Consider the following 13,165-nt stretch of genomic DNA (forward strand, 5'->3'; position numbering starts at 1 on the left):
TTAAAGTGATAAGCCTAGGTTTTATTGCAGCCTTCTTTACCACAGTATCTTTTATTCCTCAGGCCATACAGACAATTAAAACTCGAGATACTTCTGGTATTTCATTACCTATGTATACATTGTTTTTTATTGGTGTGAGCCTTTGGATTATATATGGGTGGCACATTCAAGACTTCTCTATATTAATAGGTAACGGACTAGTCTTGATGTTTATAATTCCAATTTTATATATCAAGGTAAAGTCTACTATTGCTGTCGCAAAAGGTTGCACTTCGTAAGCTTTTGTTACTGGTATTAAACTCTAGATAAAAAGGCGCTCACAACAGGTAGCGCCTTTGTTCATTCCATATAGTGGGAGTTTATGTTTGGCATTCATACAGTGACGAATGTCACTATATGGTGGCGAAATAACCTGTATATTTAGCGCCTTTATATCTCGGAGATATATTTTTGTTTTAGAGGGTTGTTTTAATAAATTCCCATGGAGTGGGAACAATAATAACCCAAAATTTTATGTAGGCTTGATCACATGTTTATATTCGGATCTTAGATAATATAACTGCATTGAAGATAACTAATCGAACTTCAATTTAAATTATAAAGTTATATTCTACATAGGAGTTTTATATGTCACAGTCTCAAGTCGAACGCTTAGACTTATCGACAGGAAAACAAACCAAGAAACGATTTTTTATTGTATTTCTTTTGTTTGTAACTGTTGTAATCAATTATCTAGACCGAGCCAACTTATCTATTGCAGCTCCCGCAATGATGAGAGATCTAGACCTAACCACAGAGCAAATTGGTTGGATATTTTCTGCTTGGGGACTTTCTTATGCATGTTTTCAAATCCCTGCAGGTTGGTTAGTTGATAAGTTTAAGCCTAAGTACTTCTTAGCAACCATTTTGATCCTTTGGTCTATCGCAACCGTGATTATCGGTTTCGTATCCAACTTCCTACTTATCATTGCACTTCGCTTTATCGTAGGTATGTTTGAGGCACCAAGTTACCCGATAAACAGTAAGATAGTGACCAACTGGATTCCTGAGAGTGAGCGTGCTTCTTCTATCGCTATCTATACCTCAGCTCAGTTCGTTGGCCTTGCGTTCTTAGCGCCAGTGCTCAGCTATATTCTAATGACTTATAACTGGCAAATGGTGTTTATCGTCACTGGTGGTGTCGGTATCTTGTGGGCGATTTACTGGTTGTTTGCATATAATGAACCGAAAGATTTCCCTGGTATCTCTCAATCTGAACTAGATTATCTGAAGGACAATGGCGCACTGCTTGATGAGCAGGTAGCAGAGAAGAAGGTTACAGACAGTGAGAGTAAAACGGACTTCTGGGGTGACCTACTATATATCGTAACTCGTCGTAAGATCATCGGTACTTGTATTGGCCAGTTCGCACTAGGCAGTGCAACTATATTCTTCTTAACCTGGTTCCCAACGTATTTAGTTGAATATCATAACCTGTCATTTGTTAAAGCTGGTTTCATGGCATCACTACCTTTCTTGTGTGGTTTCCTAGGTGTGCTTTGCTCTGGATTTACTTCTGATTATCTATTGAAAAAAGGTTATTCACTAGCAACGGCAAGAAAGATCCCTATTATTACGGGTCTACTCCTAACAAGTACAATTATTGGTGCTGAGTTCTACCAGTCGACCACTATGGTAGTTGTATTTATGTCGATTGCATTTTTCGCTACTGGCCTAGCATCTATTACCTGGTCATTGGTAGCATCACTAGCACCAAAACGACTAATTGGTTTAACAGGTGGTGTATTTAACTTTGTTGGTGGCCTCTCTGCGGTAATAACACCGGCTATTATTGGCTATCTTGCAGATGGAACGAGTTTCTTCTATCCATTGCTATTTATTGTTTGTCTAGGATTTATTGGGGCACTTTCTTATATCTTCCTAGTTGGAAAAATTGAACGAATCGAAGACCGAGTATAATAAAAATAGGATTTATAAAAATGAAAATTACAAATATTACTCCATACGTGATTAAAGTAGGTAGCCGCGACCAACTATTGGTTAAGGTTGAAACTGATGCTGGAATATATGGTTGGGGTGAATCGGGCTTCTCAAGTCGTGAAAAGACCGTAGCTGAAATGCTAAAGCAATTCTCGCGCTTCTTAATTGGCCAAGACCCAATGAATACGGGCCGAATCTGGCAAGAGTGCTATCGTTCTCACTACTTCGAGGGCGGTCGTGTAACCACTGCGGCTATCTCTGCTATCGATATTGCACTGCACGATATTAAAGGTAAAGCTTTAGGCGTTCCTGTGTATCAACTTCTGGGTGGCAAACAGCGCAACAAGGTTAAAGCATTTGCTACAGTTCCTTGTGACACTAACGAGGTAATGATCGAGAAAGCACAGAAGATCAAAGATCTTGGGTGGGATACTATTCGCTTCGTTGGTTATGGTATCGATGACTACATGCAGGCAGGTGAGATGGTATGGGAACCATTGCCATCTATCGCCAAAACAGCTGAGATGCTAGTTCACGCTCGAGAAGCTCTAGGTCACAGCGTAGTGATTGGTCTAGAGTACCATCACCGTTTATCTGTGGCGCAAGCTGCTTCTTTCTGCCAGAAGATGCCAAGAGGTACGCTGGACTTCCTTGAAGAGCCGATTCGTGATGAGACTCCAGAGGCTTACGAGCAGTTGCGTACCCTTACCGACGTGCCATTTGCTATCGGTGAAGAGTTCCACTCTAAGTGGCAGTTTATGCCCTATATTGAGCGCGGAATTTTCCAATATAACCGCTTAGATATCTGTAACGTAGGTGGCTTTACCGAAGCAATGAAGGTCGCAGGTTGGAGTGAGACTCATTATATCGACCTCATGCTACACAACCCGCTCGGTCCAATTTGTACTGCGGCGTCTGTGCATTTTGCTGCTGCCATTCCAAACTTTGACAGCCTAGAGAGTCGTATCTCGCCAATAGAAAACCTTGGTTTTGACAACCCAGAATTGTTCCCGGTACAACCTAAACTGGCAGGAAATTACTATGAGATCCCAGAAGTTCCAGGTCTTGGTGTCGAAGTGAACGAAGAGATGCTCAAGAATGCGGTAATTGCTGACTGGGAGTGTGGTCACCTGACTCGCGAAGATGGCAGCGTACAGAACTGGTAATTCGCAAAAGCCTTTATGGAGACAACTGTAGAGGCTCTTAAAATACATAGCATGCGCAATTAGGCGTATGCTATATGTCAGTTTGCTGTCTGAACTAAATTATTTGGAAAAGATATTAGTTCGGCAGCTGGTAAATTACGTACAAATCTAATAATAAATGTTTCTTGATTGTAATTTTCTTATATTGCTCCCCCTTTGGTAACAAAGAAAATTTAATTAATCTATTTGCCATTTTTGTAAGCCTAAGCCCAACTGTTGCAACTTACCCTTAGCCACTGGTGCAGTAGCGTTCGGTGCGACGCGCAGTCTGCGCTGAGGACTGTGAATACTAGCCATGCCTTTGTGCATGGCTTTTTATTTCTGTGATATCTATCTAATAATAATGATTGGTTAATTACTCTAAAAATACCAGCTACTTTGACTGTTCCATAGTATGGGAATAGCCTGCAGAAAACAGGATATAGATTGGGGCGAGCTATTAACTGAGTTAATATTATTTCAGTCCTTATTTAATCTCATAAACAAATAATCGAATGTCTTTGGTTTAGGGATTAATTTAGTTTTAATTTAAGTGGGCAATATTTATATTGCCTAAGGTTGTATTAGATGAAAATTGTAAATGTCATACCTCATGCAATCTCTGTCCCGTTACAAACGCCATTTTACTTTTCTCAAGGTTGGGTCCACGCAAGAAGCTCTTTGATCATCGAGATCCAAACTGACGAAGGTATCACTGGTTATGGTGAGTCTTTATGTCACGGTTTGCAGAGCCCACACGTAGCGGCAGCCATGATTGAACACAGCCTAAAGCCACTCTTATTAGGCCGTTCTCCGTTCGATGTCGAGGTGCTTTGGGAGGAGATGTATAACCTTACCCGTCCGTATGGTCAGGCCGGTATCGCGGTCAATGCCATTAGTGGTGTGGATATCGCTATCTGGGATGTGATTGGTCGAGCGCTAAACAAACCTATTCATTCTCTAATAGGTGGCGCCTTTAGAACCGAAGTTACTCCCTATGCAACAGGGTTTTATCGCACTGCAGTTCAGAGCTATCCAATGGCTTCTGTGGACGAGGCTCATACCTACTTAGAGTCAGGCTTTGAGGCGTTCAAGCTAAAGATAGGGTTTGGGGTAGATGAAGATATCGCTTTGATTGCGGCCGTTCGAGAATCAGTAGGGCCAAACGTGAAGATCTTAGCTGATGCCAATGGAGCATATGATCTTGCGACAGCTCGTAAACTCGTCGGAGAAACAGAGTCATTAAATATTTATCTCTACGAAGAGTTGCTCAGTCCAGAGAACCTAAAAGGTTATAAATCCCTGAAATCCCACTCTACGCCGTTAATCGCTGCTGGAGAGCAGGTGTTCGGCAAGATGGGCTTTCAACCATGGCTTGCTGAGCGTGCATTAGATGTTATCCAGCCAGATCTATGCTCCTCGGGTGGTATTACCGAATGTAAAAAGATAGCCGCTTTGGCCCAAGCAAACCATACCCAGATGATCCCGCACGTATGGGGTTCTGGAGTGGGTATTGCAGCGTCTATCCAATTCATAGCATCACTGCCTTCTACGCCACTATCTCTAAATCCAACAGAACCTTTACTAGAGTTTGACCAGTCTTCTCATCCGTTTAGAACGGACCTTATTTTTGATGGTATTGAGATGAAAAATGGCAAGGTGCAGGTGCCAACTAAACCTGGCATCGGTGTAGAGGTGAATGAAGAAGTTATTGAAAAATATAAGGTTAACTAAGACCTAACCAGACTGGAAAAGAAAGAAATGAAAAATAGCAGCACAGTAACCTGGTTGATCTTGGACTGGGGAACAACAAATTTCCGAGCCTTTGCGATGAACAGTCGCAATGAGCTAGTCGGAAAAATCGAAAAGAAAATGGGGCTTCTTCAAGTCAATGAAGGGCGCTTCGCAGAAGCCTTGCAATTGGTTCTCGAAGAATGGCTTGGTGAATATCAGTCACTACCTATCGTCATGGCTGGCATGGTGGGTTCGGCTCAAGGTTGGGTAAACGTACCTTACGTCGAAACCCCAGTTTCAGTAAATGAACTAGCAAGAGAGTCACACCGTTTCACACTACCTTGGGGCGCAGACGCGGTCATAGTTCCAGGTATCAGCCATGCTGATATTGATGAGAGTTTTGATGTCATGCGCGGTGAAGAGGTGCAGCTTTTTGGCCTGCTCGAGAGGTTAAGCCAAAGCGAGGTTGAAGCAGTCTTTCCTGGGACACACAGTAAGCATATTCGAGTAGAAGAGGGCAGATTGACCTCGTTTAGAACCTATATGACGGGCGAGCTTTTTTCTGCTCTATCGGAGCACACTATTCTTGGTCGAGGTCTACCGGAGCAATCTCAATCCAGTGATTCATACCTCAAGGGTGTTCAAGAGAGTCATAACGGTCACTTCACTAATCAACTATTTAAAACACGTACACACCGCTTATTTGAGAACCTGCCAGAGGTAGAAGTTCACGAATATCTATCGGGCTTACTGATTGGTTCGGAACTGCGGCAGCTCGATGATGTAGGCATCTATCTGGTGGGTGGAGAGAAGCTTTGTGAGCGCTACACACAAGCGTGTGACTATTTAGAAAAACCTAATCAATTCGTATCCGGTGACGACTGCTTTTTGGTCGGCATGTTAATAATTAAAGAGGCTTTAGCACAACATGAACCAGTTTAATATTCAGCAGCACTTCCCACTTATCGCCATCATTCGTGGTGTAACACCAGACAACTGTATTCAAGTCGCAGAAATCCTGATTGAAGAAGGCTTCACCATGATTGAGGTGCCTTTGAACTCACCGAAAGCTCTAGAAAGCATCCAAATTTTGGTAGAAAAATTCGGCGATGAATACTTGATTGGCGCTGGCACGGTAACAACGCCTGACAAAGCACACGCTGTAATTGAGACGGGTGCTAAACTTGTGGTCACGCCAAACGTGAACCAAGATGTTATCCGCCTAGCTAGGAGTGCAGGTTGCGTTACCTTTCCAGGTGTTGTAACACCAACAGAGGCGTTCGATGCACTAGAAGCAGGTGCAACGGGTCTTAAATTGTTCCCGGTATCGAGTATTGGGCTAGATGGATTTAAAGCACTAAAAGATGTGTTGCCAGCAGAGACACTGTGCATGCCAGTAGGTGGTGTATCAGCTCATAAAGAGAGCTTAAAACCATTTGTAAACTTGGGCGCCAATGGCTTTGGCCTAGGTTCAGCCCTGTATAAACCAACAATGAGCTTAGATGAAATCAGAGATAATGCTCGTGCGTTTGTCAGCGCATATAAAGAAGCGGTTGCGTAAAACAAACAGCGCACCTGAGTTGGTGCGCTTTTTCATTTATCTCCAATGGTACATGGCGGAGATACCAAAGAAGTTGATGTCGGGGCCACCGATATCGTTGTACCAGGTGTATTCAAAGGCTCCTGACCAGTTTGGGTGGAACTGGTATTCAACGCCTGCACCTAGGTGTGGGGTCCAGCCATCGTCGTCTTCGAAGACGCCTTCACCATTTGCATCCCATTCGTATGCTTGGGTACCTAGTTTGCCAAAAATTGAGACTTTTTCGGCGACTTCATAGGAGGCTTTTGCAGTAAAGGTTAGAGCCTTGGCATCATAACTACCTGACACATCTTTAAGATCGGCTTCACCCAGATCGTGGTAACCAATTTCTAAGGCTAACCATTCATAGGCTTGGATACCTGCAAATAGTGACCAAGAGAAGACGGTATCATCCACGCCAGTTACATCTGTAACTGCAGAGCCAAGGTCGCCAAAGTTTGAAGAACCGAGTTTTACACCACCATAGAAGTGAGAGAAGGTGGCATTTTCGGCAGCAATTGAAGTAGAAGAGATAGCCATCATAAGTGGAGCGGCTAACAGGATTTTTTTCATCGGCTGACATCCTTTCCAAGCACAAGTTAGAAATCTATTAAGTGAGTGTATATCTAATCTTCTACATTGCGAGTCGGGGATGATTTCTGCACAAATAATTGTTAGTCATTCGTGCGGTTTGATTTAAAAATGTGAAGCAGGTCTTAGATGGTTAAACCATTGCCACGGCGAGCGTACTTGATAGCATCATGGCGGGAGTGCACATCTAACTTCTTGTATAGCTTATAGATATGGCTCTTAACCGTGCTCTCGGACAGGAATAATTTGGTCGCAATCTGTTGATTAGAGATACCGTAAGCAAGGAGTTCGAGGATCTGTCTCTCCCTAAATGTCAGCTCGCAGTTGCTGTGACTAACTGGAAGCTCAGATGAACGATAGCTGTTCAACAGCTTTTCCATATAGGGCCGAGGAAGCCAGAGACCACCGCTGAATATGTACTGGATGCTCTCGTTGATGTGTTTAATTTGAGCGTTGCGAAGTAGCAGTCCTTTGAGGACCTTCCAGCGCAAAAGCTTTTCATTGAAATGTTCTTCTGGAACATTGTGAATGAGAAGGGGCCACCCAAGCATATCAAAGTCAGGAACGAGGAATTTACGCTCCATGTCGTTAAGGTAGTCGTAATCAATGAGTACAAGATCGGCGATGAAGTTGTGGCTTTTGAAGACAGCCTCGACAGGCAGGAATCTATGTACCTCCGTGTTAGAAAGGGCTGATACCTGACGCTCTATCAAGCTTGTTTGTAGACTCTTTTCCGCAAGGATAAGAAGGTGTCGAGTTTCCATAATTTTCTTCGTTTAGTGGATAACACGATACAACAAAATCTTCGCAACTAAACTGAACCACTGCATTAATTTCCATGTATCAATTATAGTGCAAAGCTTCTCTCTACATGGGCTTCTGGCCTTAGTTCAGTGCCAGTAAAGGAGGGTAAATACTGAGTGAAAGTATGAGAATGAAAAACAAAAATTAAGACTATTTTCATACTTGTTGGTAGCAAGGTGCTGATTTTTTGCTGAAAACCACTGTAACAACTAGCGATAACTAACCCTTAGGGACTAGATAAATTTCCTCCCATAATACTTTCCTCAGCCTTTCATCTAGGGCTATTTCATACTCCAAGCAACTTCTTCGAAATTGCTTGCAATATTTTGTTTTAATTGGATTTTTTTGTACTATGAACCTTGTGTGACAGTATGTGTCTGGAACGGCGTACATAAAGAAAAGTTCCCTACCTATAATCGAAATGCTCTTGCAAGGTTGGCAGGGGTGGAAGGTTAGTTTTTGTAATTTTCTAAATCGTAAAAGTTAGGAACCTGGAGTACATATTATGACTCTGAACAAGACAAGTTTAGCTATTGCTCTAGCTGCAATGTTGTTTGGTGGTAATGCATTGGCAGATAGAGGTGGTTATAAACACCACGGCGCATCTGATGACATTCATGTAGATAATTATGTCGATGATGGTAATGGCAACAATCAATGGGAAGATAGTGCCAATCATACTGATAGCTACAACGATAAATCTGACAACAGCACCGTAACTAAAAACGATGCTAGTAATACAGCGAAGGATAGCTTTAACGATAAATCTGACAATAGCATGGTCGATAAGTCTGACAACAGTACTGTTAACAAGAGTGACTCTAGTCAAAGTGCAAAAGACAGTTTCAATGACAAATCAGACTCAAGCCTAACTCGTAGTCAGAATGATAACTCCGACAACAGTACGGTGGACAAATCTGATAACAGTACAGTTAATAAAAGTGACTCTAGTCAAAATGCTAAAGACAGCTTCAATGACAAATCAGATTCAAGCTTAACCCGTAGTCAGAATGATAACTCTGACAACAGTACAACTGATAAATCTGATAACAGCACTGTTACCAGAAACGATGCTAAAGACAGTTTCAATACTGACTCTAGTACCAACTACAAAAACAGCTTCAACGACAGAAGCACAACTACTAATACTACAAACAACATCACAATGGATGCCGACGTAGTTATCGCTAACTCGAACCAAATGGGTTTCGTGGCAGCAAATAATGTGTCGAATGCCGGTAGCGGTGGTTTCTTGCGTCGCCCTGGTGGCGGTGGTGCTATGAACCTAAACAGCACTAACAACCTCGGCGGTCTTGGTGGTGCAGCAGGTATTACCTCAGTTGCACAATCTGCTGGAGCAAACAATTTGATCCAACAAAACGTGACAACCAACGCCAGCGTTCTAACCGACTAAGTTGTTAGGAGAGTACGATGCGATTGGCACTGTGTACTATCAGTTTGGTATTTGCTAGCACTGTTTATGCTGATGAGATAGCTCTGCCGGATGAGTTAGTTTCGGTCGATGAGATGCAACAGTCCCGTGGTGGTCAACATATAGAGCTTGACTACACGAGTCTTGCTTCAGATATCGATGGATTCAGCTCAGGAAATTCAGCAATCAATACAGTGAATGGCAATAACGTACTGTCGTCAGGTGCGTTCGCGGACAGTTCTGGTATTTCGAATGTTATTCAAAATACTGGGAATAACGTACTGATACAGAACTCAACCGTCGTCAACCTGACTTTAAAGTAGAGTTATGAAGAAGGTAAGGTATGGAGTAGTAGGGTTGATGCTGGCAATGTCAGCATCAACCTTTGCTATTGAGTTTTTGCCACACAGAGCCAATTATTCTGTGCCGGTAAAAAGCTATAAAGAGATGCTTTTTGGTGACGTTTATCGTCAGCAATATGATTTCAGTTGTGGTTCAGCCGCATTGGCGACTTTACTGGAGTTTCACTACGACAGACCATCCAAAGAACAGCAAATCTTTGATGCCATGTATGCGAATGGTGACAAAGAACTTATTAGTCAACAGGGCTTTTCCTTGTTGGATATGAAGCATTATCTGCAATCGGTCGGTTTGAATGCCGACGGATTCAAACTAAGCCTCGAAAAAATGCGCAAAACGGGAGTACCGGGGATAACCTTGGTTAACTTCGATGGATACATGCATTTTGTAGTAATTCGAGGAATCAATAATAACAACGTAATCTTGGGTGACCCATCAAGAGGCACCTTGGTATTACCTATAGAGGTATTTCAAGAGTATTATCAAGGGCTTGTGTTGCTAGTTCGCAATGAAGCAACAGTAGGACGAGCAGGCTTTATCACGGACGAGAACTTTTCAATTTATCAGGCCTCACCGCTAGAGACAGGTGTTAATCGCGACTCTCTTGGCGTGTATAGCATTACATTACCGAATGCTGGAGACTACTAGGAGTTCCTATGATGGCCAGAAAACTTATCGTCGCATTTGCCCTCTGTATTCTTCCTGTGAGTTTCCTGCATGCTGACGAAATATCTCTGCCTGAGAGTCAGGTAGTAGACAACCAAACATTATCTAGTATGCGTGGCGGGTTTCAGATTGGCGGAGACTACATTGTGGATATTGGGATTAGTATTGCCGCCGCTGTGAATGGCGAGAATATTTACCGTACCACCATTGCCAATTTGGTTTTTAAAAACGGCACACTTACGTCAACTGGCGGGACATCTGTAGGCAACGAGCCTGTTCCTGCAAATCTGGTTAATGTAGTTCAAGTGGGTGAGGGGAATGTAATTGAAAACCCGCCTTCGCCCGAAGCACCTACCCCTGGAATTGTTGACTCGAGCGTGATTAATATTATCCAAAATACTGTAGATAACAGTGTGATAGGTATTAATACCATAGTGGATATTGATGCGAGAGTGGACAGCATTAACAAGCAGATCCAAGCTGACCTTCGTCTGAAAGATGCCCTGCTAAATCATAGACAATAGTTAGAAGTAATATGGCACTCTAACCGTTAACTGGAAGTCTGGAGAGTCTTCCGTCAAGCCCGCCTGAGCGCTCACATTCAAAGAGGAGCGCTGATTCAATCTTAGGTTTACCCCAACATTGAGTGAGTCTAGATGCAGTAACTTGGCATCGTCCGATTCACGTCCATCGACCTTACTTTTCAGAATCGTCTTATGGGTTACGCCTAAGGAGAAAGAGAGGTCAGGATTTACCGCAAAGCCCATACCACCGCCAATGGAGATGGTATCCCCAAGATCCACCTCTACGTCTTGTCCATTAACGTCTACTTTGTCTTTTATGTTGTAGATGTAACTGATGTTGGCAAAAAGCACGGCCGGATCAGATGGGTATAGCATGGTAAGACTCGGCTCAAGACTCCAGAATCCTGAGCCTGTAGAGACTTCTTCTAAGGTGTTTGTTGTTTCATCGATGTCGATATCGTAGGGAGAACGTCCTGTACGGGTTTTTAGGCGTATTCCGCCAATCCAGTAGGGTGTTGTGTCAAAGTTAAACTGATGCCTCAAACCGAGTTCAAGATCGCCAATATCACCGCCACTGTTTGAACGATTAATGATGTCGTTATCACCGGAGCCATCTTGTATCGGTCTGACAGTGGTCTGGTTGTTTCGATACACATAAGGAAGGCGCAGTTCAAATTCAGTTGCGTTGGTAAGGCCTAGTCTCGCGGTGAGGCCAAGCGTTGCGGTGACATAGTCCGCGTCACTGACTTCAATGCGTCCTATGATCAGGGTTGGAAGCACAGTGTAGCCCACAACCGATACGCGGTTGGATGAGTTTTGGGTAAAGCTGAGAGAGGTTTCCAGAGACCAAGTCCCTTTTGGGGAGAGCACTCCGCGCTTTTCTATAACGTCACTTACGGTTAGGGTTACTTCGCTACCATCCTCGGCAAATGCGCTTTGGCCGAGAAGCAATAATGCGGTAGCACACCCGATAATAGGTTTCCCTAACATCACAGTATCCTTTTTCCCGAGACCCTTATTATGTAGGCAAGAAACGGTGTAATCGCAACTAAAAGTGGTTATTAATTGAACGGTTTTTGGACATGCCACTCGTCACTTTTAAGGGTGAAAAAAGCCACCTTACAAATGTTGATTTGACTATCAATCACTTATGTCGATACTAGCGTCGAAGATAAGTAAAAAGGTGACGCGCAATGACAGAAATACGTTTTTCAGAGGGACCGATTCAAGAGAGTGACCAAGATATCTTGAGCAATGGATTGGAACTGCACGGCAAGCAAAACAATGCGCCCGAGTACAAAAAAACACGTCTTAATTGGATGGTCTATCGTGATGAGCAGTTGGTCGGAGCTTTGACTGCCGATCTGCTGTGGGACTGGATCTACATTAGTGAGCTTTGGGTGGATGACAGTTGTCGTGGTACAGGTCTTGGTAAACAGCTTATGGCCAAGGTTGAGGAGTATGCCCGCGAGCAAGGTGTAACGGGTTTATGGCTTTGGACACAAAGTTGGCAAGCGCCAAAGTTCTATCAATCTGTCGGTTTTGAAGAATTCACTCGTTTTGAAGGCTTTCCAAAGGGACACAGCCGTATCGGGTTGAGAAAAACGCTCGCCTAGCTAGGGTTATATTTCATTTCTGACTAAACAGAACTAAGCTATATTTCAGTGACTTACCGTTATTTTTGCCCTGTTTTAACAGTCGCTCGGATAAGGGTTTAAAAGGAAGAAAACGAAATACCACAAGGATAAGGAAATGAAGAAATTACTGGCACTTACGGTCTTAGCACTTGCAGGTTGTGCTTCAGGAACGGATTCAAAGCCTGAGGGTGAAGGTAAGACGGACGCTGGTTCTGGTGCGTTTACTGTCACCACCAATACTTCGGGTTTTGACAACGAGGTGACCACTCATTTCACCGCTAACCCAGACAGTCCCATTATGATTGAACCCAAGTCGGATGAATTAGCTGCCTCTATATCACTGCAACGTATTTCAGTTCGTGATGGCAACGTGGTTGATGTGAAGGTCATGCGTGAGGACGTTCGCGGAATGCTCACCATGGTAGTGACCAATAATGACAAAGAATATCCATTTTCCACTTTAGGGGCGATTGAGAATCTAACCGGTGAGGGCGAAGGTTATTCGTCACAGCTGTTCAGAATGGACTGCAAGACCTTGCTTAACTACGCCAAGCAAAAGGGCGGGCAAGAGTACGAGCTTAGAATTACAGCGACTAACGGGTTTACAGACTATGTGCTGACAAAAGAGGCAAAACAGATGTTTGGAGCTGCATCTGGTGCGTGTCAGCAATAGC

15 protein-coding genes are annotated in these 13,165 nt (G+C 43.4%); 12 read left to right on the forward strand and 3 right to left on the reverse strand.

Annotation, left to right across the window (positions count from 1 at the left end; all coding sequences use genetic code 11):
• The first annotated feature begins 5 nt into the window (after positions 1 to 5).
• The 6 genes from Pcarn_RS19820 to Pcarn_RS19845 all read left to right on the forward strand — a co-directional run bounded on the left by Pcarn_RS19820 (position 6) and on the right by Pcarn_RS19845 (position 6,459).
• Positions 6 to 278 carry a SemiSWEET transporter gene (locus Pcarn_RS19820; RefSeq protein ID WP_261836049.1) on the forward strand — a complete coding sequence of 91 codons (273 nt, stop codon included), beginning with the start codon at positions 6 to 8 and terminating at the stop codon, positions 276 to 278.
• A gap of 349 nt (positions 279 to 627) precedes the next feature.
• On the forward strand, positions 628 to 1,959 hold the full coding sequence (locus tag Pcarn_RS19825; RefSeq protein WP_261836050.1) for an MFS transporter: 1,332 nt from the start codon (positions 628 to 630) through the stop codon (positions 1,957 to 1,959).
• 20 nt (positions 1,960 to 1,979) lie between these two features.
• Entirely contained in the window at positions 1,980 to 3,146 is a 1,167-nt protein-coding gene (locus Pcarn_RS19830) for a mandelate racemase/muconate lactonizing enzyme family protein (RefSeq protein WP_261836051.1), read from the forward strand.
• A 606-nt stretch (positions 3,147 to 3,752) separates the two neighbouring features.
• On the forward strand, positions 3,753 to 4,898 hold the full coding sequence (locus Pcarn_RS19835; protein WP_261836052.1) for a mandelate racemase/muconate lactonizing enzyme family protein: 1,146 nt from the start codon (positions 3,753 to 3,755) through the stop codon (positions 4,896 to 4,898).
• A 27-nt stretch (positions 4,899 to 4,925) separates the two neighbouring features.
• A complete protein-coding gene (locus Pcarn_RS19840; protein WP_261836053.1) occupies positions 4,926 to 5,840 on the forward strand; it encodes a 2-dehydro-3-deoxygalactonokinase in 915 nt (304 codons plus the stop codon).
• Entirely contained in the window at positions 5,827 to 6,459 is a 633-nt protein-coding gene (locus tag Pcarn_RS19845; protein WP_261836054.1) for a 2-dehydro-3-deoxy-6-phosphogalactonate aldolase, read from the forward strand. Before Pcarn_RS19840 ends, Pcarn_RS19845 begins: the two co-directional genes overlap by 14 nt.
• A gap of 36 nt (positions 6,460 to 6,495) precedes the next feature.
• Here Pcarn_RS19845 and Pcarn_RS19850 read toward each other — a convergent pair whose 3' ends face one another.
• Together Pcarn_RS19850 and Pcarn_RS19855 are read right to left on the reverse strand one after the other, a co-directional pair.
• The gene (locus Pcarn_RS19850) at positions 6,496 to 7,050 is read right to left on the reverse strand and encodes an outer membrane beta-barrel protein (protein ID WP_261836055.1); all 555 of its coding nucleotides are present in this window, start codon (positions 7,048 to 7,050) and stop codon (positions 6,496 to 6,498) included.
• A gap of 143 nt (positions 7,051 to 7,193) precedes the next feature.
• A complete protein-coding gene (locus Pcarn_RS19855) occupies positions 7,194 to 7,832 on the reverse strand; it encodes a helix-turn-helix transcriptional regulator (protein WP_261836056.1) in 639 nt (212 codons plus the stop codon).
• 545 nt (positions 7,833 to 8,377) lie between these two features.
• Here Pcarn_RS19855 and Pcarn_RS19860 point away from each other — a divergent pair.
• Genes Pcarn_RS19860 through Pcarn_RS19875 form a run of 4 tightly spaced genes read left to right on the forward strand, consistent with a single transcriptional unit; the run spans position 8,378 to position 10,854 of the window.
• Positions 8,378 to 9,286 (forward strand): hypothetical protein, encoded by a 909-nt coding sequence (locus tag Pcarn_RS19860; RefSeq protein ID WP_261836057.1) that lies wholly within the window; start codon positions 8,378 to 8,380, stop codon positions 9,284 to 9,286.
• Positions 9,287 to 9,303: 17 nt separating this feature from the next.
• Entirely contained in the window at positions 9,304 to 9,627 is a 324-nt protein-coding gene (locus Pcarn_RS19865) for a carbon storage regulator (RefSeq protein ID WP_261836058.1), read from the forward strand.
• Between the two features lie 46 nt (positions 9,628 to 9,673).
• Entirely contained in the window at positions 9,674 to 10,312 is a 639-nt protein-coding gene (locus tag Pcarn_RS19870) for a C39 family peptidase (protein WP_261837323.1), read from the forward strand.
• 8 nt (positions 10,313 to 10,320) lie between these two features.
• Positions 10,321 to 10,854 (forward strand): hypothetical protein, encoded by a 534-nt coding sequence (locus Pcarn_RS19875; RefSeq protein WP_261836059.1) that lies wholly within the window; start codon positions 10,321 to 10,323, stop codon positions 10,852 to 10,854.
• Here Pcarn_RS19875 and Pcarn_RS19880 read toward each other — a convergent pair whose 3' ends face one another.
• Positions 10,855 to 11,844 (reverse strand): transporter, encoded by a 990-nt coding sequence (locus Pcarn_RS19880; RefSeq protein ID WP_261836060.1) that lies wholly within the window; start codon positions 11,842 to 11,844, stop codon positions 10,855 to 10,857.
• A 203-nt stretch (positions 11,845 to 12,047) separates the two neighbouring features.
• Between Pcarn_RS19880 and Pcarn_RS19885 the strand changes: the two genes are divergently transcribed.
• Both Pcarn_RS19885 and Pcarn_RS19890 read left to right on the forward strand, forming a co-directional pair.
• Positions 12,048 to 12,470 (forward strand): GNAT family N-acetyltransferase, encoded by a 423-nt coding sequence (locus Pcarn_RS19885; protein WP_261836061.1) that lies wholly within the window; start codon positions 12,048 to 12,050, stop codon positions 12,468 to 12,470.
• A gap of 136 nt (positions 12,471 to 12,606) precedes the next feature.
• Entirely contained in the window at positions 12,607 to 13,164 is a 558-nt protein-coding gene (locus tag Pcarn_RS19890; protein WP_261836062.1) for a hypothetical protein, read from the forward strand.
• The last annotated feature ends 1 nt before the right edge of the window (position 13,165 follow it).

The sequence above is a fragment of the Vibrio ishigakensis genome, assembly GCF_024347675.1.
GTDB lineage: Bacteria > Pseudomonadota > Gammaproteobacteria > Enterobacterales > Vibrionaceae > Vibrio > Vibrio ishigakensis.